This window comes from Lyngbya aestuarii BL J, assembly GCF_000478195.2.
Classification (GTDB): Bacteria; Cyanobacteriota; Cyanobacteriia; order Cyanobacteriales; family Microcoleaceae; genus Capilliphycus; species Capilliphycus aestuarii.
Map to the genome: position 1 here is coordinate 1 of NZ_AUZM01000019.1, position 22,839 is coordinate 22,839.

The 22,839-nt window shown below is 41.7% G+C and carries 22 protein-coding genes, 1 pseudogene and 1 CRISPR repeat array; of the genes and pseudogenes, 5 read left to right on the forward strand and 18 right to left on the reverse strand.

Annotated elements, in window-relative coordinates:
- A pseudogene (locus M595_RS10120) lies at positions 1–373 on the forward strand (photosystem II q(b) protein); the annotation flags it as partial.
- A 390-nt stretch (positions 374–763) separates the two neighbouring features.
- Entirely contained in the window at positions 764–1,363 is a 600-nt protein-coding gene (locus tag M595_RS10125; protein ID WP_023066145.1) for a DUF2059 domain-containing protein, read from the forward strand.
- 23 nt (positions 1,364–1,386) lie between these two features.
- On the opposite strand, the gene M595_RS10130 is transcribed toward M595_RS10125, so the two are convergent.
- From M595_RS10130 to M595_RS10150, 5 genes are all read right to left on the reverse strand, one after another.
- Positions 1,387–2,808, reverse strand: coding sequence for a dihydrolipoyl dehydrogenase family protein (locus M595_RS10130; RefSeq protein WP_023066120.1), 1,422 nt, complete (start codon positions 2,806–2,808; stop codon positions 1,387–1,389).
- A gap of 207 nt (positions 2,809–3,015) precedes the next feature.
- Entirely contained in the window at positions 3,016–3,912 is an 897-nt protein-coding gene (locus tag M595_RS10135) for a GUN4 domain-containing protein (protein ID WP_023066176.1), read from the reverse strand.
- An 80-nt stretch (positions 3,913–3,992) separates the two neighbouring features.
- Positions 3,993–4,514 carry a hypothetical protein gene (locus M595_RS10140; RefSeq protein ID WP_023066182.1) on the reverse strand — a complete coding sequence of 174 codons (522 nt, stop codon included), beginning with the start codon at positions 4,512–4,514 and terminating at the stop codon, positions 3,993–3,995.
- 91 nt (positions 4,515–4,605) lie between these two features.
- Positions 4,606–6,906: a PP2C family protein-serine/threonine phosphatase gene (locus M595_RS10145; protein WP_023066166.1), complete on the reverse strand. Its 2,301-nt coding sequence runs from the start codon at positions 6,904–6,906 to the stop codon at positions 4,606–4,608.
- A 478-nt stretch (positions 6,907–7,384) separates the two neighbouring features.
- A complete protein-coding gene (locus M595_RS10150; protein ID WP_023066143.1) occupies positions 7,385–7,720 on the reverse strand; it encodes an NAD(P)H-quinone oxidoreductase subunit M in 336 nt (111 codons plus the stop codon).
- An 87-nt stretch (positions 7,721–7,807) separates the two neighbouring features.
- Here M595_RS10150 and M595_RS10155 point away from each other — a divergent pair, with 87 nt between their 5' ends.
- Positions 7,808–8,611, forward strand: coding sequence for an inositol monophosphatase family protein (locus tag M595_RS10155; RefSeq protein ID WP_040483901.1), 804 nt, complete (start codon positions 7,808–7,810; stop codon positions 8,609–8,611).
- 40 nt (positions 8,612–8,651) lie between these two features.
- On the opposite strand, the gene M595_RS10160 is transcribed toward M595_RS10155, so the two are convergent.
- The 3 genes from M595_RS10160 to M595_RS10170 form a co-directional block, all read right to left on the reverse strand.
- Positions 8,652–9,839, reverse strand: a complete 1,188-nt coding sequence (locus M595_RS10160; protein ID WP_023066118.1) for a TRC40/GET3/ArsA family transport-energizing ATPase — start codon at positions 9,837–9,839, stop codon at positions 8,652–8,654.
- 42 nt (positions 9,840–9,881) lie between these two features.
- Positions 9,882–10,265, reverse strand: a complete 384-nt coding sequence (locus M595_RS10165) for a C6orf136 family protein (RefSeq protein ID WP_023066121.1) — start codon at positions 10,263–10,265, stop codon at positions 9,882–9,884.
- 151 nt (positions 10,266–10,416) lie between these two features.
- Entirely contained in the window at positions 10,417–10,635 is a 219-nt protein-coding gene (locus M595_RS10170) for a hypothetical protein (RefSeq protein WP_009788148.1), read from the reverse strand.
- A 507-nt stretch (positions 10,636–11,142) separates the two neighbouring features.
- On the opposite strand from M595_RS10170, the gene M595_RS10175 reads away from it, so the two are divergent.
- Together M595_RS10175 and rbp are read left to right on the forward strand one after the other, a co-directional pair.
- The gene (locus M595_RS10175) at positions 11,143–11,736 is read left to right on the forward strand and encodes a phosphate-starvation-inducible PsiE family protein (protein WP_052001741.1); all 594 of its coding nucleotides are present in this window, start codon (positions 11,143–11,145) and stop codon (positions 11,734–11,736) included.
- A 281-nt stretch (positions 11,737–12,017) separates the two neighbouring features.
- Positions 12,018–12,332 (forward strand): RNA-binding regulator, encoded by a 315-nt coding sequence (gene rbp, locus M595_RS10180; protein ID WP_023066150.1) that lies wholly within the window; start codon positions 12,018–12,020, stop codon positions 12,330–12,332.
- Positions 12,333–12,471: 139 nt separating this feature from the next.
- Here rbp and M595_RS32700 read toward each other — a convergent pair whose 3' ends face one another.
- The 10 genes from M595_RS32700 to M595_RS31100 form a co-directional block, all read right to left on the reverse strand.
- Positions 12,472–13,209 carry a phosphatase PAP2 family protein gene (locus tag M595_RS32700; RefSeq protein WP_023066100.1) on the reverse strand — a complete coding sequence of 246 codons (738 nt, stop codon included), beginning with the start codon at positions 13,207–13,209 and terminating at the stop codon, positions 12,472–12,474.
- Between the two features lie 179 nt (positions 13,210–13,388).
- A CRISPR array of direct repeats spans positions 13,389–15,415; the repeat unit is 37 nt; unit sequence GTTTCAGTCCCCTTGCGGGGAATTTAATGTTGGAAAG.
- Positions 15,416–15,631: 216 nt separating this feature from the next.
- Positions 15,632–15,922, reverse strand: coding sequence for a CRISPR-associated endonuclease Cas2 (gene cas2, locus M595_RS10190; protein WP_040483903.1), 291 nt, complete (start codon positions 15,920–15,922; stop codon positions 15,632–15,634).
- 157 nt (positions 15,923–16,079) lie between these two features.
- The gene (cas1d, locus tag M595_RS10195) at positions 16,080–17,057 is read right to left on the reverse strand and encodes a type I-D CRISPR-associated endonuclease Cas1d (RefSeq protein WP_023066097.1); all 978 of its coding nucleotides are present in this window, start codon (positions 17,055–17,057) and stop codon (positions 16,080–16,082) included.
- 130 nt (positions 17,058–17,187) lie between these two features.
- Entirely contained in the window at positions 17,188–17,781 is a 594-nt protein-coding gene (gene cas4 / locus M595_RS10200; RefSeq protein ID WP_040483904.1) for a CRISPR-associated protein Cas4, read from the reverse strand.
- Positions 17,782–17,931: 150 nt separating this feature from the next.
- On the reverse strand, positions 17,932–18,945 hold the full coding sequence (cas6, locus tag M595_RS10205) for a CRISPR system precrRNA processing endoribonuclease RAMP protein Cas6 (protein ID WP_023066185.1): 1,014 nt from the start codon (positions 18,943–18,945) through the stop codon (positions 17,932–17,934).
- The gene (locus tag M595_RS10210; protein ID WP_023066131.1) at positions 18,923–19,657 is read right to left on the reverse strand and encodes a hypothetical protein; all 735 of its coding nucleotides are present in this window, start codon (positions 19,655–19,657) and stop codon (positions 18,923–18,925) included. Before M595_RS10210 ends, cas6 begins: the two co-directional genes overlap by 23 nt.
- 198 nt (positions 19,658–19,855) lie before the next feature.
- Positions 19,856–20,821 (reverse strand): DevR family CRISPR-associated autoregulator, encoded by a 966-nt coding sequence (locus M595_RS10215; RefSeq protein WP_023066163.1) that lies wholly within the window; start codon positions 20,819–20,821, stop codon positions 19,856–19,858.
- Positions 20,814–22,151 carry a hypothetical protein gene (locus M595_RS10220; protein WP_023066107.1) on the reverse strand — a complete coding sequence of 446 codons (1,338 nt, stop codon included), beginning with the start codon at positions 22,149–22,151 and terminating at the stop codon, positions 20,814–20,816. Before M595_RS10220 ends, M595_RS10215 begins: the two co-directional genes overlap by 8 nt.
- Positions 22,152–22,178: 27 nt before the next feature.
- Complete coding sequence (locus M595_RS31805) at positions 22,179–22,628, reverse strand: hypothetical protein (RefSeq protein WP_023066134.1); 450 nt, start codon at positions 22,626–22,628, stop codon at positions 22,179–22,181.
- Positions 22,629–22,655: 27 nt separating this feature from the next.
- Positions 22,656–22,799 (reverse strand): hypothetical protein, encoded by a 144-nt coding sequence (locus M595_RS31100; RefSeq protein ID WP_023066112.1) that lies wholly within the window; start codon positions 22,797–22,799, stop codon positions 22,656–22,658.
- Positions 22,800–22,839 lie beyond the last annotated feature (40 nt).

Below are 22,839 nucleotides of genomic sequence, written 5' to 3' on the forward strand. Positions count from 1 at the left end.
ATCTTTAAACTACGGTTACAAGTTCGGTCAAGAAGAAGAAACTTACAACATCGTTGCAGCACACGGCTACTTCGGTCGTTTGATCTTCCAATACGCTAGCTTCAACAACTCTCGCGCACTGCACTTCTTGTTAGGTGCATGGCCGGTAATCGGAATCTGGTTTACTGCTTTAGGTGTATCCACCATGGCATTCAACCTCAACGGTTTCAACTTCAACCAATCCGTAATTGATTCTAGCGGACGTGTGATCAACACTTGGGCTGACGTGATCAACCGCGCTAACCTGGGTATGGAAGTTATGCACGAGCGCAACGCTCACAACTTCCCCTTAGACTTAGCTTCTGTTGAGTCTGCTCCCGTTATCAAAGGCTAATTTTTAGTCACATAACCAAAAGACGCTCTCCTTCGGGGGGGCGTTTTTTGTTGGGCTAGAGTATTGAATCTCTATCCTTGAGGCAACTTTACAAGCCCAAGAAGCTTTAGTCAAGCGAAATCTGTGGGATTTTACAATTTTCCCGCTTAGAAAGCTGCTAAAATGTTAATCATTCAGGAACAAAAAGACTTTTTCTCGCTTCATTACTACTCAGGTGTACTATTTTTTAAAATTATCTTCTTAAGATATCGAACAACTCGACGAGCGAACTACAGCTTCTCCTGTATACCTGGGTTGGATGCAACTTTGAAGCGTTGGTTTCATTGTTTTGAAGTTACTCAAATTTGATTTTTTTGAAATCTATTTGGTTGAAAGTTATTTGATTTTATCATGTTAAAGCAAATATTATTTATCGGATTGACTTCATCATTATTTTTTCTGTATCCTGATGTTTCCAATGCTCAAACTTCCCTGCGTTCTTCTGAAGGAGGAGTCAGAGTATCACAACAAATTCCAGAAGATAAGCGACAACTCATTGAAGAATTTCTTGAACTCACCGGAGGAGAAAGAACGTTTCAACAAGTGAGTCAAGCTATGTTATCTCAGATGGAACAACAATTTGGAGCGATGTTAAATTCAGACTTAGGAAGCCAACAACTCTCACCCCAAGAACGTCAACAAATGGCAGCTAATCTAAGTCGAGAAATGAACCGTATTACCCAGAAATATAATCGACTTTTTCTCGAAAGAATTGACTATCAGAAAATTGTTGAACAAGTTTATTATCCTCTCTATGATAAATACTTTTCAAAAGAAGATTTACAGGTATTAATTGACTTTTATCAGAGTCCGACTGGACAAAAAACAATTGAAGTCATGCCCCAACTCCTACAAGAATCGATTCAACGGACAACTCAAGTCATCGGGCCAACTATTACTAGCATTATGCAAGAGATTATCACCGAAGAATTAAAACGTTTAAACCGATAACAAAATCCAATTCAAGCTAAAGCTTAAAGTGATCGCCGCCAGTTGAAGAACTTTTCTAAGAAATTCTGTTGCCATTTATTTTGAGCAAACTTCTGTTTTTTCAAGAGTAACCCGGCTTTACTATTGACCTCTGATAATGTCGGATAAATATGAATTCCAGTTAAAGCAGAAACCTTTAAATTGTTCGATATGGCTAACACAATTTCATGGATTAATTCTCCGGCTGACGGCCCAACTAAATGAGCGCCTAAAATCTCACCATTTCCCCGTGTGATAATCTTCGCAAACCCTAATGTTTTGCCTTCTGCTTGAGCGCGATCTACACCCGAAAAAGGTTGTTTTAACACATAAACATCTTTATCGTAGCGTTCTATCGCTTGTTTTTCAGTTAACCCAACTCGCGCTAATTCGGGGTCAGTAAATGTCGCCCAAGGAATGACTCGATAGTTGGCTTTACTCACCGGAAAAAACAAAGCATTTGTTAAGACCACAACCGCTTCATAACCCGCAACATGAGTGAATTGATACCCACCAATGACATCTCCACAAGCATAAATTCGGGGGTTGGTGGTTTGGAGTTTAGCATTGACTTGAATTCCTCGCTTACCAACCTCAACCCCTGCGGCTGATAAATTCAAGGATTCTACATTGGGAACTCGTCCAACTGCGAGTAAGATTTCATCAGCAATAATAGTGTTTTCTCCGGCTTTAATCTGTTTTTTTCCGTCCCGTAATTCGACGTGTTCGGCGCGAGTTTGAGTTAATATTTTAATCCCTTCTGACATGAGTTGATCTTGAACCACTTGAGCGGCTTCTGGATCTTCTTTTTGTAAGAGATGATTGCCACTTTCAATGATTGTGACATTTGATCCCAACCGAGAAAAAGCTTGTCCTAATTCACACCCAATAGGCCCTCCACCCAGAATTGCAAAATTATCAGGACGTTCTTGGAGAGAAAAGACTTTTTCATTGGTTAAAAAACCTGCTTCTGTTAAACCGGGAATTGATGGAATAGCAGGTCGAGAACCTGTAGAAATCACAAAGGCTCTGGCTTTGAGTTGGCGTCCGTTGACTTCAAAAGTTTGGCGATCGCAAAATTTCCCCTCCCCAAATATTACCTCAACCCCTAAACTCCGAAATCGTTCCGGTGAGTCGTGAGGTTCAATCGTTTTAATCACGGTTTGAACGTGATGAGCGGCTTGAGCAAAATCAATTTTTGGGTGTTCGGTATGAATGCCAAAACGAGCGGCATTTTTGACTTCATAGGCGACTCGGGAAGCGTGAATTAAAGACTTACTGGGAACGCAACCAAACCACAAACAATCCCCTCCTAAGCGATCGCGTTCAATGAGTGCAACTTTTGCTTTTAATTGGGCGGCGGCACTCGCTACAACCAACCCTCCTGAACCTCCACCAATAATGACTAAATCGTATTCAACAGCCATAATTTTAGTCCCTATTTATTATTTTGATTGATACTTTATTATTTCATCCCAACAAGCTGAATTCTCTCTGAGAAATTACTGGGTAGGGGTTAAGATTTGTTTAGTCGGAGAAATCAACTCGTTTTTTCTCATGATTTTTGGATTTAATCGCTCGATTTATTCCCCATAAATTAATCCCAGTAGATTGATTGATCTGTTGCGATTTTATCAACAATTCTGACAATCAACGAATCGATTCAGAAATAAAGCAAGATTTTCGGCTGCGGTTCCTGAACCGATTCCATAACAAGCGCGTTGTCGCCAAACAATGACTGGAAGATGTCCGACGGGTGCATTGGGATTAAATGTCAGTTCATCGTAATATTTCCAATTTTCTCCTTCTCGCCATCCTACCGCATCACAGAATGCTGGATAATCCCCGGCTAAACTGTTTAAAATTTGCTGCTGAACGCCCAAACCAAATAAGCCATTACTATAATAATTCCAGAGATAATCTATTGTTTTTAAATCAACACAGGGAAAGGTTTCAATATCTTCTACTCTCAGCCAACTGTCGGGTTCTTGTCTCGCTAAATAGAGCAAAATTTGCCACGTATATTGATCGGAACTTTTCCAATCTCCTGCGGCGAGTAACTCACTGAGGGGCTGATAATCCATCCCAACTTCGGACATTAAAGATGTTTCTTCCACACTTCCCTCTAGCCAACTTTCTAGACGAGAGATGGTATTAGAAACACGTTCAGGGTTGAGTAATTCGAGATAATGTAAAACCCATTCGAGTTGATTATGTAAGTTTGTTCGTTCAACGGTTGCGTTTTGCAGTTGGGTTTCAATTCTATCTAAGCGTCGGGTTAAATTTGCTAAATTAGATAAATTTGAAGCAGAATTTAAGGGATAATTTTCTTCATTTGAATGCTTTTCTTTAAGCTTTTGTTTCAGGAGTTGGAACTGTTGCCACTGTTGTTTTGCCCATTCGAGTCTAACAGAGTCTTGATCAATTTTTGTTAGCTCTGATAATCCTGATTGTAAATTCCAGTGACAAACTGAACAAAACTCAGGAAGTGATAGTAGATATTCCTGTTGACAGACTGGGCATTTAAACATAAGCGATCGCAGTCATTGAAATTTCAGCATTCTTTGGACTGAAAATTTCCCAAAAATTCCGAGAAAAGTTCCGATCTAGATTAGGATTTTTGGGAATCTTTAGGTGAGAATACAGAACGGAGTAGAAACCATAATAAAATTATAATAAATAATACTAGAGTATTCTCTCCCGTCATTGTACTACTTTGAGAATATCGGCTACGAGAACTTGTGGGTTCAGAAGCATTGAGATGAGAGTAACCCTCTGTCGAAGCAATTAAATCTTCCCTGATTTCGGGTTCTCGCTCGAATGAAGTTTTTTCCGATGAGGATTCTTTTGAAGTTTCAACTGGGTTGTAATTTTCACTCCAATGACGAGAATGACGATTTTTCTTTAAGTAGCCACAATAGGGTTTATGTTTGGAATAAATTTCATCATATAAAGATCCACGGCGAGGGGAGTTGCAGTCATCGACTTCGCAGGAAGATTGATGAGGAGGTTGATGAGGAATTTTACCACCGGGATAACCATCTGCCTTCGCTGGATCGGGAAAAACCCCTGATGCGATCGCTGTGATCGAGAAAGCCACAGCGATCGCTTGACAATATTTCTTCATCATCATCCCCACATTCCTCAAATATTGACGTCATCGTAGCAGATTCACACCCAATTTTAAAAGAAAAAACCGTTAATATCTGTTTCTTTCACACCAATTAGGGGACATCTTGACAAACTCCTTTTTGTTGAGATCTAAACAGTGGAGTATCAACCATCAAGGTGGAAACATCTGTCGCCCGTATCCATCCCGTATCACCCGCTTGTAGAGGTGGGATGAGTTGACTGCTTGCTTCTAAGTTTTCTGAGGATTCAGTGGGCTGATAGGGGTTTTCTGAGGCTTCAATCTGATCGGGTATTTCGGCAGATTCTGATGAAGGGATAAAGTCCGGATTTTCGAGAATTACCTGTTCTTCTTTAGAACGCTTTTTCCAGGTTAAATTCTCATTTTGATTGGGTAAATAACAAATCTTTAACTCTAACCAAGTCCCCGATTGAGGAGTAGATTGTTTTTCCATCACTTGAAAAACTGTTCCTTCAGGAACTTCTCCTTTAATCCAAGGTTTACCAAACTCTTTTAATAATTGAATAGAAGATACCGGAATTTCACCTAAAGCGGTCGTATTTTCCCCGAGTTGAATAATCGATTTTAAACTTACGGTTGGATTGCGAGAGATAGGAAATTGCGGAGTTGGACTCGGGGGAGTTGTGTTTGTCGGGGGAACAACAGGAACTTGAGACTGACTGGATCGCTCTGGATAAAAAATATAAACTAATACTCCTCCTAAACCTAATAAAAAGGCAATTCCCAAGGATAATAGCCAAATTTGAGACAGCTTGGCTGAGGACGGTACATCGACAAACTCTGTGTTGGGTAGCTCAGAATCATCCGCTTGATAAATATCGGAGTCCTCCTCATAATCTACCTCTAAATTGGGAACAAACGGTGAAACTTTAATCTCAGGTAGAGAGTAAATCCCCGATTTTGTGGAGACTCGAAAGTGAAGGAGAGAAATTGTTACATTATCGTGACCATTGAGAGTATTGGCAATTTCAATTAATCGATTTTTAGCTGAGATTATATCGGTTTCTGCATTGATAATAGGTAATATTTCACTTTTCCAATAAGACTCAATCCGATCTTTATCACTCAGACCATCAGAACACAACAGAAAGATACAATCTTCATCAATCGGGAAACGTTGCACAGTCGGGTAAAGTGTCGCGGAGGACGTAATTCCCAAAGCTTGAATCAGAGCGCCCGAAGATCGGGGTTGAATCGCATCTCGATACAACGCATAACCTAGACGAACTTCTCGGGAAGCAACATCGTCATCGAGGGTCACCTGATGACAACCTGTGCGAGTAATCCAGTAGGCGCGACTGTCTCCGACATGAGTAATATAAACTTCATGTTCACGAGTCAAAGCCATCACCAAGGTTGTTCCCATGCGTTCACGTCCCTGGCGATTTTCGCTGTCGTTGCGTTGAGCGATCACATCGTTGGCAATATTCGTCGCCCGTTTTAACTGATTCATCAGGGAAGTTGAATCCCAATTTGCCGGATGAGACCGAATATTTTCCAAGTCTTCGCGCAAAACCCGAATCGCCAAGTTTGAGGCGACTTCTCCGCCTTCTTGTCCCCCAATACCATCACAAACAATACTCAAAGCCTGAGAATTCCCCTGAACTTTCACGAGAGTATCTTGCTGAGGATAACAAGCATCTTCATTGTGAGAGCGAGTTGGCCCGGTATCGGTTGCGGTAATAATTTCTATTCGACGAGTCAGCGATCGCCCACAAATTGCCATTGCTTGATCGAGTTGATAGATCAAGTGTTCTGGCTTGCGAATTTCTTTGGCGATCATTTGCTGAGTCAGCTGACCCAGAAATGAATGAATTTTGGGGTGAGCATTCTCGATCCAAGATTGCCACAGTTGACCGAGTTGAGCCAGAGTTGCTGCTGTCAAGTCAAGGTCTAACTGAGACAATCGCACCAGTGACCCTTCGATGCGTAATAATTGGGGATTCAATAAACTTGAAGCAACCTGTTGATGTTGGAAAGGTTTCCACAGTTGAGCAATTTGCCATAACCAGTTCAACTGGCGTAGAGCCGATGTCCCCGCCCACAACTCTAAGATACTGGGCATTAAAGCTTCCCTCGTCTCATCAACTGGCCCCTGTTCTAAGAGCCAAATCGAGGTCTGAAGGGGATTATGATCGGCGGGGATTAATCCGTAAACAACGGGAAGATGCAGTCGATAGGGAAATAGCCGTAGATAGGCAGCAATTTCCTCTGGAATACCTTCAGGAATTTCAGGAAACTGTTCGGGTCGAGTATCGACCACAATACAATTTTGTCTTAATAAGTAGCGATCGGCAATTAGCGTTCCTGTAGGCAAAGTCTCAATCCCTTTACCCACTGCTAACAAATAGTGTTTTGGCATATGATTTTGCATAGAGGTTCCTCACGCCTCTGTTGCCACTCAATTTTAGAGTTGAGAGTTAAAATTGTGGTCTCCAAGCTTGTTAACTTTTAGGTTGGGTAGGTTTTTCTCCCTACCGATCCGGTACGAAGTTTCTTCTCCATGCTACAGGATAAATGATCGAGATCGCACGGTTGATCTCTAATTCGACTGATCCTAAAAGCCCAAGTAATCTGTCATGGAGTCTAAACATTGAGAAGCGAAGGGTTTCCTAGAATCAGTAAATTAGCAAGAACTTATCTGAATCATTGTAGCGTTTCGGTGTTAAGTTGCCAGACTGGTAATTGAGCCAACGCCAAGACCCTCGCGCCCGGCGTGGGCTTCCTGTTTGATCGACTGATATAGCACTACGCATTCAGGTTAGGACATTTATAAATCCTGGAACCTTTTAACAGTCTACTGTTCCCTGATCCGGTGTTCCCTGTTCCCGATTCAAGTAGCGCTATACCTCTTATTGTCCGGGAACGCGAGGCAATCCCATACTGTAGTTGAGAACTCGGCTATTGAGATTGTAACTAATCTCTCCGGCTTGTAAAAGACTTCGCACAAAATGTTCAAGATCAGAACCAATGCGACGCATATTATACTCAGTCAGGTCTTCTCCATTGGCGGCTTCTACTAATTCATCAAATTTTTGATAAACCTTTTTTAGTGCTGCCTCACTCCAGTTAAACTCGTTATCGGGATCAACATCTATCGTTAAAACTTGGTCATTGTCAACCAGTTCATCATTCTTAATTTCAGCAGTGTAAATCTGAATATGCCGAGTTGTTGATTTGAGCAACATAGCGTCTGCAATTTTAAAATTTCGATCTTTGCATTCTCATTGTAAACGAGTTTCAATTTCAATAAATCTATAGATTATCTTTATCCAATGACTAACTTTTGGAAGACTGTGTTCAATTTTGCCCAAACCACGACGACTGAAGTCGGACAGCAGTTAAGGCTTGACTGGGGTTCAGTCCAAGCCTCGGAAAAGTCCGATGGAAGTTTAGTCACCCAATCTGATCATTGGGCTGATCTAGAAATTCGTCGTCGCATTAACGACACATTTCCCGAACATGGTCTTCTTTCTGAAGAAGGAGAACATCTTTTCCCCGCTACCGATTGGTGTTGGATTATTGACCCAATCGATGGGACAACCAACTTCACTCGGGGGCTTCCGATTTGGGGGATTCTCATGGGCTTGTTGTACCGAGGAACCCCTGTCTTTGGTTATGTTCATCTCCCCCCCTTAAATCAGTCTTTTCATGGCTTATGGCTGGAAAATACGGGGTTAACTGGCCCGAGTGGTGCTTTTCGTAACCAGCAACCGATTCACTCCAGTTTAGACACTCCCGGTTCTGATCATTTTTTTAATGTTTGCACCCGCAGTACCGCTATTATCCCGAATATTCCCTGCAAAATTCGGCTGATGGGGATGGCGGGTTACAACTTCTTGATGGTGGCTTCTGGTGTTGCCATTGCTGGGGTTGAAGCGACACCCAAAGTTTGGGATATTGCCCCTCTCTGGCCGATTCTGAAGGCGGCGGGGGCGGTTTGGACGCCGCTAAACCCTGAACCGATTTTTCCCCTCCAACCCGGAGAAGATTATGGTCATCGTTCCTATCCGATATTAGTGGTTAGCCAAGAACAATGGGTTTCCCAGTTTCAGCCTTTAGTCCAGTCTTTACAGTGATCGGTTCTTTTCCGGGTCATCTGTCACCTGTCCCCTGAGTTTAAACTTTTGCGGCTACCCCAAAGCGAATTTTTAGATAATCTTCTTCCATTTTCGCGCCCGAGGGTTGCAACGCGGCTAATGCTTGGGGTAAAACTAAATTCCGGCGATGATTACCGATCCGAATATTTAACTCATCTCCACTTTTATTCAGTTTAATTTTATCTTTAGGAATTCCGGGAAGATACAATTCTAAGCTGTAAGAATCTTTCTCTTGATGAATTCTAATTGTGCTTTCTGCATAGTAAACTTGGGTCGGATCTTCGTCTTTATACAAAGTATCTTTGAGTCGATTTAATGCCTCTAGTCCACACATTTCTTCGGTGTAGAGTGGCACTTCTTTGACGGGTAAAGGCCGGAAGTTATCGTGAATTTCTTGACGATATTGTTGTTGATTTTCTTTCCAGCGTTGGAAAAATGGATCGGTGACTTCGGCGGGAATAATCCGATTAGCAACGACTAAATCTGTTGCAACATTATACAAACTTAAATAAGCATGGGCGCGGAGAGATTCTTTGATGACCATTTTTTCAGGATTGGTCACTAACCGCACCGATGTTTGGGTATTATCGGTTAAGACTTTTTCTAATGCCTCAATTTGTTCATAAAATTCATAGGGCGCATCCATCACTTCTTTGTCAGGTAAAGAAAATCCGGCGATGGGTCGAAAAATCGGTTCAACGATGGGACGCAAGGCTGCTGACATTCCTTGAAACGGTTTGTAAAATTTTCTCATATACCAACCGCCCACTTCGGGTAAACTGAGTAAGCGTAACGCGGTTCCTGTCGGGGCTGAGTCGATAATTAATACATCATATTCGCCCTCGTCATAATGACGCTTCATCCGGACTAAGCCAAAAATTTCATCCATCCCGGGTAAAATGGCTAATTCTTCGGCTTGAATGCCATCTAAGCCTCGGGCTTGCAGGACTTGTGTAATATACCGTTTAACGGCGCCCCAGTTCCCTTCGAGTTCCATTAACGCATCGAGTTCAGCCCCCCAGAGGTTGGGTTGGACTTGGCGAGGTTCGTGACCCATTTCTACATCAAAGCTATCGGCGAGAGAATGGGCGGGGTCTGTACTTAGGACGAGGGTCTTATACCCTAATTCTGCACACCTTAAGCCTGTGGCTGCGGCGACTGAGGTCTTTCCCACGCCACCTTTACCCGTCATTAAAATTACACGCATTTCGTCAAGTCCTGCTTAAAATTTGTTCATATTATTTTAACTTTAGCGGGTTTTTGGCAATATTTGCTTAACAACATCCAAGCGAGAACAGTCCCAATAGTCGATATGACTGCTGATCAGTCCCTCTGAGTTGAGTTTGAGTTCACTCCAACCGGGGATAGAAACACGGGGTTTCCAGGGAAGCGGTGTTGTCCAACTGAGTGTCCAACGGGTTTTTATAATATTCTCGGCTTGGGAGATATCGTGTAAATCAAGCTGAACGTCTATGAACCACTGACGGATAAAGCCAATCATTTGTTTGTAGCGTTCGACTCCGTTAAATTGGTTTAAGGGGTCTTTAAAATAAACGTTTTGGGCATAAAGATTGTAAGTTTGATCTTCAGGAAATCGTTGATAATCTTGTTTGATGATGTCAATAATTGTCATTGTTTTAAAGGGTTAATTTTATACTATTTTCAATAAAAGTTATGGGTCAATTTTGAGCGATGACTAGCCCCGATTTGTCTAATCAAAGCTCAAAAAAGTTGTGATGTTCCTCGGTGAAGTTGCAGTTCAATTCAACCTGACCTAGAAAGTGTTAGGCTTTCAAGCGTAGGGTGGGAATGATTTTCAAACACCACTCTGACATTTGAGATGCTCTCCACAGATCAATAATTCTGACTCCAATTATCGAACCTCTGAAGTTGACATCGACTTCTTGACCGGGTTCGATTCCTTCAGGATTGCTATACACAATCACGGTGGGTTGGTTTTGTGCTAGACGTTGATAGTCTGAGAATTTAATGCGAATTGACATTTCTAATACTCCTTTATTAATAAGGTTGAAAAAAAAGAACAAAAACAGGATGTCTTCACACAAAACAAAAACGTACATTATGGGAAATCTGAGGTTGCTCAATCAAAAGCCCATCGGACAGAACCCTTGAAATCTCGTTAAAGTACGTCATTGCTTTAATTTTACCTTGTTGAGCAACATTTTTTGGTTATAGTTCAATAATTTTTTGAACGGCAGTCATAAGTCAAAAATTAAAAATCAGAATTTGTTTTGTTTAGAATTTGGATTTTAGAGATATTTTAAAACTTTTATAGCGATTTTAACTTGTTTTTAACGATGAGCAATTCCCAAACTTATTGATTGAAATTGAACATTTATTTTTATAAACTAAGTATATTAACTTAAGAGTCAGTCAGTTTATGTTATAAATACCTTAAAATAATTGTATCAATCGGTATCAATTTTGATTGATTATAAAACTCAAGTCTTATATGATTATACTCAAGTCCACAAGCAAGATAAAAGTAGATGTCTAAAACTCTAAAATCTTCATCTGAAAGCGGATCAAGCTGGCTCAATAGCGGTCCAATTCTTCGGATTCTGGAAATGGTTCAAGATTTGATTATTATTTCGTTATGTATTGGTTTATTTAGCTTTATGGTGATGCAACTGCGAGAAATGGTACTCTCATTGTTGCCGCCCTTAGATTTTCAACGAGTCACCTCTGATATCTTATTTTTGTTGATTCTGGTTGAATTATTTCGCCTGCTGATTATTTACTTGCAAGAACATCGGGTTTCAATTGGTGTGGCGGTGGAAGTTTCCATTGTGTCTGTTTTGCGAGAAATTATTGTTCGCGGTGTGCTAGAAACCCCTTGGACTCAAACCTTAGCAACTTGTGCTTTTTTACTGGTACTGACCCTATTACTGGTGGCTCGGGTATGGCTACCCCCCACCTTTGATGGAATTGACCCAGAACAACAAATCTCACAACGACACAGAAATCGCATCGCTCAAGAAAACACAGAAAGGGAAGTGAACCTCTCAAAACCCGAGCAAAATGGAGAAATCTTTACCTCCATCGAACAACAACCCTATTTCCCCAGCCGTCATGAAACCTGATCTCAATCGTTGTCTCCTGAAATAGTTAGTTCTAGGCTGTACTTCTGGGATTAAGTGTGGGATGATGTGAAATAACAGCAAACTGCGCTTTCCAATTGTTCGATTAATTGTGATCGACATCTGAATTGGATAGCAAGCGCTAGCTGTGATACAATGAAACGCGAGAATAGGTATTCGGTTGCAGTTTTGCGTCAAGTGTTGAGCTACTTTGTTCTGTTTCATCAGGCATGGCTCGCCTTCCGAAATCTCTCTCCACATCTATTTGATTTGGGAGGTCATTCATGTCTGTCTATATTGGTAATCTATCCTACGATGTCACCGAGGATGATTTGAAGTCTGTTTTTGCTGAATACGGCAATGTCCGCCGCGTTCAAATCCCCACTGACCGAGAAACTGGTCGTCCTCGGGGTTTTGCATTTGTAGAAATGGAAAATGATACTGAAGAGGAGGCTGCCATTGAAGCTCTTGACGGAGCGGAATGGATGGGACGAGATCTGAAAGTCAACAAAGCCAAACCTCGGGAAAACCGAGGATCTTCAGGCGGTAGAGGCGGTAGAGGCGATCGCAGAAATCGCTTCGGTGGCGGTAGCTATTAAGTTGCGGCGAGTTTAGGAAATTTTCGGCTCAACTGTAGCCCCCTAAACTAAATAATTATCATTAACTGTTCTCTCCGATCTGTCGGGGAGATTTTTGTTTGGGTTGAGGTCTGAACTGACACTAAGCTTTTTAGAGAAACTATAAAATAGTATTAGTATTAGCTCGGTTAAACGCCAAAATCACAGTTGTTAGCCAACAGATTCCAATCACTAAACCCGCAATCACATCACTCGGCCAGTGCGCCCCGAGTATAATACGAGCGATGCTCACCATACCTACCCAAAATAATCCCGCAATCACTGCTAAACTGCGCTCTAAACCTCCTCTAGCTGACCGAAACCACAAATAAAACAAAAAACCGTAAACACTGGTTACAATTAACGCATGACCGGATGGGTAGGAGTGCAGACTCGGTGCCGCTAAACCCTCTGCAATGAGATTCGGGCGTTGACGATTCCAGTACAGCCAACCCGTCCAGGCAAAGGCAAACTGTAAAATATAAGCGGTTACAACCGTCGCGGCAATCACCGGATGCGATCGCCACACAGCCGTTAACACTACACCCGCTATTAAGGGCAGCATATAAACTAAATTACCGGGAGATTCCCAGGTGATGCTTCTGGCAAAGCTCAAAGGAACATTTTGGGAAATCACGATCAGCATCTGTTCATCCCAAGCCTGTAACCCGCCCGTATTAACAGCAGACTTCCCCCAAAAGGTGACTACAAAAGCAACAATTGTCGTGACAATAAACCCAATTGCTAATACTGTCGCCCAACGTTTCCAAACTTGATTGGGGAGTTGACGAGCATCTTGCCAAAAGCGAAACCAACTATTGCGGACAAAAATCCAAGCTATCCAACGTGTTCCTGACATCAGCTAATTCATCTTCTGAGTCGGTGTATTATTTTACTACTAAACGTTAGAAGTTAACTAAAAATTTACTTACTTTTGACAAGTCATTTTTTGATCATCATTGCTCGCTAATCTACAACTATGCAAAACAGTTAAATCAATTCAAAGGAAATCAATCAGATCTCTCCCATCAGCTCTAGGTTTCAGTCCCCTTGCGGGGAATTTAATGTTGGAAAGTGGGAGGATCTGAGGGAGTGTAATCCAATCTCAAGGTTTCAGTCCCCTTGCGGGGAATTTAATGTTGGAAAGTTATCGCCCTAATGCTGATCGCTATATCTATCTGTCTGTTTCAGTCCCCTTGCGGGGAATTTAATGTTGGAAAGTCGGATTCGCTCAGATCGATTACAGAACAGGGCTGCAAACGTTTCAGTCCCCTTGCGGGGAATTTAATGTTGGAAAGCAGGCGATGCCGCACGGAATGCAATCATGGCGTTTGTTTCAGTCCCCTTGCGGGGAATTTAATGTTGGAAAGACGGCAAGACTCCAGAGAAAACTGCTAAGACTCCAGAGAAGTTTCAGTCCCCTTGCGGGGAATTTAATGTTGGAAAGAAGACAGAAAGCGAAAAGAAGAAGCCGAGCGCAGAAGTTTCAGTCCCCTTGCGGGGAATTTAATGTTGGAAAGTCTCTAGCGTTATCTCTTAACACAACACCCATCACTAGTTTCAGTCCCCTTGCGGGGAATTTAATGTTGGAAAGCCTTTCGGGGGAGTAATAAAAGAAAGACAAACTATGTTTCAGTCCCCTTGCGGGGAATTTAATGTTGGAAAGATGACATCAAGAGGTGGCGAGAGAGCTTCAAGTTTGTTTCAGTCCCCTTGCGGGGAATTTAATGTTGGAAAGACGATGCCGAACGACTTCAATATTGATAATTTTATTGAAGGTTTCAGTCCCCTTGCGGGGAGTTTAATGTTGGAAAGTCTGATTAGTCTGAATATTCTGAATAAGTCTTAGAGGTTTCAGTCCCCTTGCGGGGAGTTTAATGTTGGAAAGCTGATAGTTTTGCCTCTTAAATTAATGATGAAATGTTTCAGTCCCCTTGCGGGGAATTTAATGTTGGAAAGACTTCTAAAGGTGAAAGATTATATCCTACAGCATCTAAGTTTCAGTCCCCTTGCGGGGAATTTAATGTTGGAAAGTAGATGGTCTAACTCCATCTCAGCAACAACAAATGTTTCAGTCCCCTTGCGGGGAATTTAATGTTGGAAAGGATTGAATATATTTATTAATTACTCAGGGATATTTATGTTTCAGTCCCCTTGCGGGGAATTTAATGTTGGAAAGATCTAACTGCACTTGTTGTTGCATTAATACGGTCATGTTTCAGTCCCCTTGCGGGGAATTTAATGTTGGAAAGCATATAGTCAGTTTAAACTGTTTTTAGAAGACTACGTTTCAGTCCCCTTGCGGGGAATTTAATGTTGGAAAGCTTAATCAGCAGCTTAAAGAGCTAGAAAGTAAAGAGCAGAAGCGTTTCAGTCCCCTTGCGGGGAATTTAATGTTGGAAAGTCCTAACGGTATCAGCTTTGTTACCGCCTACAAGTTTCAGTCCCCTTGCGGGGAATTTAATGTTGGAAAGCGACCCTCTGCCGGTACCGCATCCGGCGATCATGAGGTTTCAGTCCCCTTGCGGGGAATTTAATGTTGGAAAGACCCTGCCAGTGGGAGCGGTGGAAGCAGATCAGAAGGGATTGTTTCAGTCCCCTTGCGGGGAATTTAATGTTGGAAAGACCTTACACTTACCACAAAAAAGACGCGGTTTCGTTTCAGTCCCCTTGCGGGGAATTTAATGTTGGAAAGGTTAAGGTAATGACCGATTGGGGGGAATTAGCGATGTTTCAGTCCCCTTGCGGGGAATTTAATGTTGGAAAGTGGGGTGAATGCTGATTTTTCTTGTGTATAGTCTGCTGTTTCAGTCCCCTTGCGGGGAATTTAATGTTGGAAAGCTTAGAAAACCGCAACCCTTTAGATTGGGCAGTTTGTGAGGTTTCAGTCCCCTTGCGGGGAATTTAATGTTGGAAAGATTTTTAAGGAATTTGTATGCCTCTCTTAACTCAAGTAGTTTCAGTCCCCTTGCGGGGAATTTAATGTTGGAAAGCCAACACAAAACAAAACAAATAATATTGATGATTAGTTTCAGTCCCCTTGCGGGGAATTTAATGTTGGAAAGTCCGCCGACTGAAGGTGAGTCAGGGAGAGACTTCTAGAACCGATTTTCGTGAACCTAAAAATTAGGTTCATTTCAGCCCTCGAAAATCCCGACTCCGGCATCTTTTACCAACAACCGAAACTGTGAAACTATTCATTTGTCTAGGTTCTGGCGATTTTCGTGAACCCCCTGGGGTTTTCGCCTCCGCTTCGGTACACGAAAAATCTGATGAAACTATCATAAGATAATCGTCTCATCTTGTCTAGGCTTTTCGGAGCCGTAAGCGATCGTTTTCTTAACCGCCCCGGCATCCAACACATAAATCCTAACCGAATCCTCCTTTTTCACCAAACGTTCAATCTTGTGCTGAAGCATGACAAACTGTTTTGCCGTCAGAAAACACTCAAACACGCTGTATTGCGTCCATTTCCCATAACCCGAAAGCAACCGATGCAAACGAGTCCGGCGTTTATTGGCTGCTTTGGAATCCGGCAAATCGTAGATAATCAAATAAAATAACGTATTCATCGCTGAAATTGGCAGTAATTCGAGTTAATTTGAAAGTCAAAATTCAAGTCCCCCATCTTTCTAAGTCCCCCATCTTTCTAAGTCCCCCAGTATTGGGGGATTTAGGGGGCAAAGGTCACAGGGGCGGGGGATTTAGGAGGAAAAACGAAAATTTGAACTAACGCAACATCAGAGGTTTGTAAGGAATATCTTCGAGAAGATGACGGCTTAGAAGTCGCGCCTGTAACTCGATAGCCCGCCGATAAGTACAGCGATAATCAAAAATCGGATGCTTAAACTCATCCGTCATTTTTCGTTCAAAAGCTTGAATAAACGTTTTGCGGGCGGAGTCAGACAGTCGATAAGCGCCCAAACTTTCGGTAAAATCATTACATTGAATTTCACGAGTATTTATCACCGATAACACCACACTATCAGCAACCAAAGCCCGAAATTCTTCCATCAAATCAAGTACCATTGCAGGTTGACCATGATGAACTTCATGTAAATAACCAATATAGGGGTCTAAACCTGCGATATGAACCGCAGACGTGACTTGAACCCGCAATAAACCATAGCCAAAACTCAGCAAAGCATTAACCGGGTCAGTGGGAGGGCGACGGAAACGACCTTTAAAGCCCCACTGGTCCTCCAAAATACTAGAAAGTCCGGCAAAATATTCTCGCGCCGCTAACCCTTCCATCCCGCGAACTTGGTCAAGAGTGGTTTGAGTTTTGACATCTTTTTTGCGTTGTTTGAGGGGATTTTTCTTGACCTTTTGCCGATATAAAATCAGATGTTGATTGTGAATTTTTGCCATAACAATCGCTTTTACTAATTCTAAACGGCGATCGCGATCGTGGTAAAGATCATATTGGGCGAGGCGCAGTTGACCGTTGCGAGAATAACCCGGAAGTGCCGAACCCATGTACTTTCCAAAGCTAGTTAAATAATGCACGGGCATTCCCAATTCCAAAGCATAACAAAGCGCATCGCCCGTTATTTGCGGATTGCCCATCAACACCACCTGTTCAACAGTTTGGGCTGGAACCGCCTGTTTTTTCCAGGTGCCATCTTCTTGCTGTAAAGCCACATGAAAAGCTTCGTGAACTTTGTTTAAAATCGCGTTGGGTTGCAGAACGTATAAAACGGACATAGTTTGAACCTCCTAAAATCAGTAAACGGTAAAAATTTTCAAATTCCCCACTTTTTAAGGGGGTTAGGGGGGATATTTTCCCACTTTTTAAGATGGCTTAGGGGGAATCATAAGGATGAGTTGTGAACAATTAAGAGGAAACGGCGTTGAGATTTTCGTGCAGAAATTTCACCTCAAACGGCAAACAAATTCCCCGCAAACTACAGGCTTGACACTTTTTAGAATTCGTCAACGGTGCCGGAATTTTTTGTGTCGCTGCAAATTGGGCGGCTTGAATAGCAGCTTCGGTCGCCTGACGCAATTGAGACGTAAAATCAACCCGTTGACGGCGACGGTTTCCGTGATAAAAAATCTCCCCATAATCAATCGTTTTTCCCAAACGTTCTTCCAAACAAATACCCGCCGCACAAAGCTGAAAATGGTCGTTGAGATGTCGCGCCATTTTTCCCTTCTTAAATTCAACTGGAATTAACTGTTGATTTTGTTCTTCTACGAGGTCAATAATTCCTTTCACTTCTAAACGGTCACTCCACACCCATTGACTGCGATGATTTAAAGTATCTCCCGTTTGATTTGTTCCCGGTTCATCGACATTTTCATGCAAAAACCGTCCCAAAAGAATATGTTCGTTATCTTCCATTTCTCCGAGTTCATATTCCAAATAAAAACGTCGGTGACAATATTCCCAAGCGTTCAAGTAAGACAGTGGTAAATAGTTATCCATGATTGAAAATAAGTGAATTAAATGACCTCTCCACCTCTCCCTAGCCCTCTCCTACGAGGAGAGGAAACGAATGGCCTCCTCCTCCCAGGGGGAGGTTGGTGGGGGTCTAGATGAAATAGCCTCCTCCGTGTAGGGGGAGGTTGGTGGGGGTTACTCCCTTAACTCAACTTCTCCCATTCCCATCGCCGTCTTTCTTCCCACACCCGAAAACTCGGCAAAATGAGCTAAAATTGTCGCAATTCTCGCTTGTTGAGGACAAGAAAATCGATAGTCAACCTCTCCAATTGCACCCATATCTTTAATTTCATCCATCTGCAAAGGTTGAGTTTTTAAGTCATAGGATAAAACCATTCCATCCCATTCTATTTCGGGGAATTGTAACTCGGTTGGTGCAAAATGATTCCAACGACGCCACAAACTCCCAAATACTAATTCTGGTAAAGGGAAAGGTTGAATTTTCTGCTGTTGTTTGAAACTGGTTAAAGAGAGAAATTCTAGGGAAATCACATTTTGAGTCGGAACTTGGGTTAACGCTTCAAAGGAACTTGAACGCACCAGTTTAGCCCTGTTACTGAGATAACAAGGAATTCGACCTAAGCGAATTTGTTGACCCAAATCATGACTCATTCCCCAGAGTAAAGGCGCGAGAAGTTCGGGTTTAAATAGGTTAATTTTTACCTTCAGTTGTCGGGGATAAAGACTTTGAATAGACAGAGAAAAAGCCGGAACACTTTGTTGATGAAGTTCCGCAGCCAAAGCAGAATCAGCAATATCTATCCAGCGAAAAAATAACGCATGAATTCCCCGTCCCAAACGTGTTGATAAAGGAGTTATAGCCGAAATCGAAAATTCAACGGTATGTAAAGGCTGAGTATTAATTTCAACCCCCGAAATCCCATGAACAGAATTTTGCCACTCAACAAATGTATCCCAAGTTAACTGTTGATAAATTGCTTGAACTAAGGTAGAATAATGACAAGCTTTTGGTAAAATGGGTAAAACTCTCGCCACTCCATCCGTTTGAGAATGAGTAATCCAAATTGGCGGATAGTTGAGGTTTTTTAGCCAATCTTTCTGGGAAGGTTGGGGGGTTTTAATTTCTACAGGACGCAATAATAAATTAATCCCAGAAATTGCCGGATTAGCATCGTTGGTATAAGTCATAGTTCGGGGTAGTTGCAATGAGTTTAAGCGGTAAAAATCCAGAACGAATAATTCTATCTTTTCCCAGCTTGGCTTGTTTAGAGGAAAAGGTACTGATTTTCTGAAATGTCGTTTTTTCTCCTAAATCATCCATCGGTTGAACGATAAACCCTTGAGTTGGGTTGAGTTCAAATTGGGGAGTTTCGGTATATTGGGTGTCATCCGGTAAATATTGGAAAAAACAGCCCCGCTTCCCAAAGTAATTAATTTGAGAAAACAACCGTTCTAAGTCTGTTAATCGTTCCGTTTCACCGCAACAAATTTGTAATTTTCCCTGAAAATATACCCATTCCCGAAACACAAAACCATCCTGCATCGGAACTGTAGGGCGTTTTTTATCTGCTTTATCTGCGGTTTGGTCATAATATCTCAGTTTATAACTGTTGCGGTTCACCACTAAATATTCGGGTGGTTGGATGTAAATCTTTAAGTCTCGCAGCCAGTTAAACTCCGGTTTTATCCAAGTTTCAAAACGATTGACATTTTGACCTCCTTCTGCTTCAATTAACACTTTTAAAAGTGCCATTTTAATACAGTACGGTGTCGGAACTAAATTAGAACGTCCGGCCATATTCGTCGCATCAGAACGTTTGAGGGAAAATAAACTCACGGGTTGATAGCTAACCGTTAACCATCGCGTTCGAGATGAAAATTGATTCGATTTTTTTGACATAATATTGATTGAAAAAAATAGTTCGTAAGGGCGGGTTTAGGCTGTAGGTTGGGTTGAGAAAATCAGGTTTGGGACTACTAAATTTAAAGCAGATCGAAACCCAACAACACCTTTAATCGTATTTGCTAGAATGTTGGGTTGCTAACCCAACCTACTATTTCAAAGCAGAGTCCAATAGAACAGGGGTTTTAATTTCTGTTACTCAATAGCTTCTGCCGCATCACTTTCCCAAGGCTGAACTTGAGTAATTAGTGTTTCAATTTGTTGGGTAAATTCCGCCATTGTTTCAAAGGGGAAAAGACGAATAGTTCCCTCTCCATTAATGCGATTTAAACTCTCAGAAATTCCTTCTATTTGACGACGATAACCTTCATCCAAGGGACTCAAAATTGGGGCGGGACAACGACGGGTACTCACAGCAATTACCCCTTCAAAAGTGCTGGGATGCGGTAAATTTGTATTGCGTTTTGCCCCGTTGGGTTGCAGATAGGTATACAATACACTTTTTAGCAAAGCATCCAGGCGTTTTTTCCGTTCTTCCGGGGTGATTGCGTATTCAAAATTATGAGGATTATACCCAATGCGAAACGCCTCAATATTGAGTACCGTTGCATAAAGTCCCGAACTCACTTGAACATTATAAGGTGTCGGATTTTCGGTGCCATATTTCGCATGAAAATAGCTTTGAGTTTTGACTAAAGTTGGAATTCCAACTATCGCCCCAAATTCAATTGCAGATTCTCGTTTTAGCGTTTTACTCCCTCTTACCGTCACCATAAACCCTTCTAAATCACTCATTGTACACCGTTCAAGCACTTGTTGGGTACTGGCGGCGAGGTCAACTTCTTTTTTATTACTCGCAATTTCTAGGCTTTTTTTATCGATATCATAGCCAATTCTATCAGGATGAAACTTTTTCCCACCCTCCGACAAATTCAAGCCATCTTCGAGGGCAATTCGGTGTAAATGTTCCGCTTGAATATGTTTCAGCATATCGCCGGAAATTCCGTTCACAAACTGCGGTTCAGGGTCTTCTTTTTGGACGATATAATAACGACGAGTGAGAGATTGATTCCCCTCAGTTCCTTCATTATTTAAAGCGTGAAGTTGCCAAGCGAGTAGTCCGCTTACAGAGATAGAATATGCAGGAAATTGATTACTCATTTTCGGTTTCTCCTTCAGTTAAGTTATCGTTTGTTGATTCAGAAATGGATTCAGAATTAGACTGACTTTGTGCGGGTTTTCCCCAACCTTTGGCGTATCCATAAGCAATTAATAAATTAGCCACCAACGCACAGCCAAAGCGAGGATCATCAATTAACGTAATCAGTTGATCTAAATCCTGTTTAGTCACCCAAATTCGACGAGGTTTTTTCTCCTCTTTTAACTTTTCCTCCAGTCGCAAATTCTCATTTTCATAACTGGCTAAAAATGCTGTTAGTTCAGTAACAAACTCCTTTTTAGACCCCGACTGACTACTCAAACGTTGAGCGAGTCCATAAATTCGTTCCCACCCTTTTTCGTCTTTCCCTGCATAAACTGTTGCACTATTAATTGCTTTGGCAATATTCAGAAAACCTGGATTTTCAGTAATTTCTGTCAGTGACCAATCTCTTTCAGAAGACTTGATGTATTTGACCATAAGATTTAACCCATCAATCGAAAATTGAGGTACATTTTTTGTCTCTTTATTGGCGAGACTCGCCGTGATATAATCTCCATAACTGATGATAAATCGAAAGAAACTCAGTAAATCATCCCCCGTAATAAAGTCTCGATATTTACCCAGAAGTTCGCTATGACCTTCATCAATTGACAAAGAACGAACGACCCGCAAATGTTCCTGCAAAACTTCTAGGTAAGCCTTGATTTCCTCTAAATTACTGGGACGAACCCAACTCGGTAAACCCAGAGAAAAAACATCTTTCACCCCATAAACTTGTCCTTTTGAACCAAAATGTGTCCCTCTAAAACTGCCAACAAAAGCATTTACAGGTTTGTCCAAAAAATCAAAGGGATCTTCTTCTTCTCCTTCAGCATTAGCATGATGATTGTTCAACATTTCCTCGCATAGTTTTAACACTAATTCTGCATCAAATCGAGCAATTCCATGTCCGCTACCAGGAGGATTATAAACTCGCAGATCGTTTAACACCTTTTTGTACTTAAAAAGGGTGATTTCATAAGGTTCTAACGCCACAACTCGCCAGTCAAAAACACTTTCTGCAACTTTCACCCGTTCAGCCAAACTAAACTGAAAAAATCCACCTGCAATTAACCACAAACTCAACCCGTCAATTTTCTGAGAACTAAACGTGTTTTTGTCTGCTTTGATCGCACTCACCCCCTGAACAGATGTCGGAAAATAGATTTTGACTGCACTATTATCAGTCGGTAGTTTGTGTCCTGTTTTTGCCTCAAACTGTTGATAAATACGACTAATTTGATGATTTCCCTCCTCTGAAAAAACCTCTAAAATCGTTGCAACTAACACACCATAATCGTCTTTCAGTTGCCAAAATTATAACCACAAATCATTATGATTGCGATCGTGTCGCATTGAGGTTAAAATCGCCCCATTTTGAGTACGAGGATCAGGGGGATCTGGTGCATCATCTTCCGCATTTTTAGATTTTCGGTTTTGAAATTGATAATCCCGAAACCGTTTGCGTTGTTCTGAGTTTTTAACAACATCAAAAGACGTTATTTGCTGAATGGGTAACTTACTAATATCCGTTTTTTGACCAAAAACAACCGGAAACGGATCGCGGTAAGTCAGTTGAGAAATTGCCTGTAAATTTGCCTCCACTTTCAATTCTAACTGATAATGTGTTCCTGCATCTTTCAGTACAATTTCAGTCTTTGAATCTGTCTCTCTTAATGCAGCTTCGGTCAGTTGTGCCAATCCCAACATCAAAAAGGTATCAGCATAAGTTCCAAATTGTTTGGGAACAAACAAGGATTTAACCATCAGATACTTTCCCTGATTTTCAAGTCTTTACTCCGCGATTTCTTCAGTAATTGTACCCGTCCAACGTCTTACAGGTCTCCATCTTGGCCCCGGAGGAGGAGGCGGTGGGGGTGGATTTGTTCCCCAAATTAAAAACAGCAAAAATACAAAAATTATAAGGACTGGGTGCATTTTTTTTCCTCTGTTGTTGGTAAAAAAATATCTTTTCAAC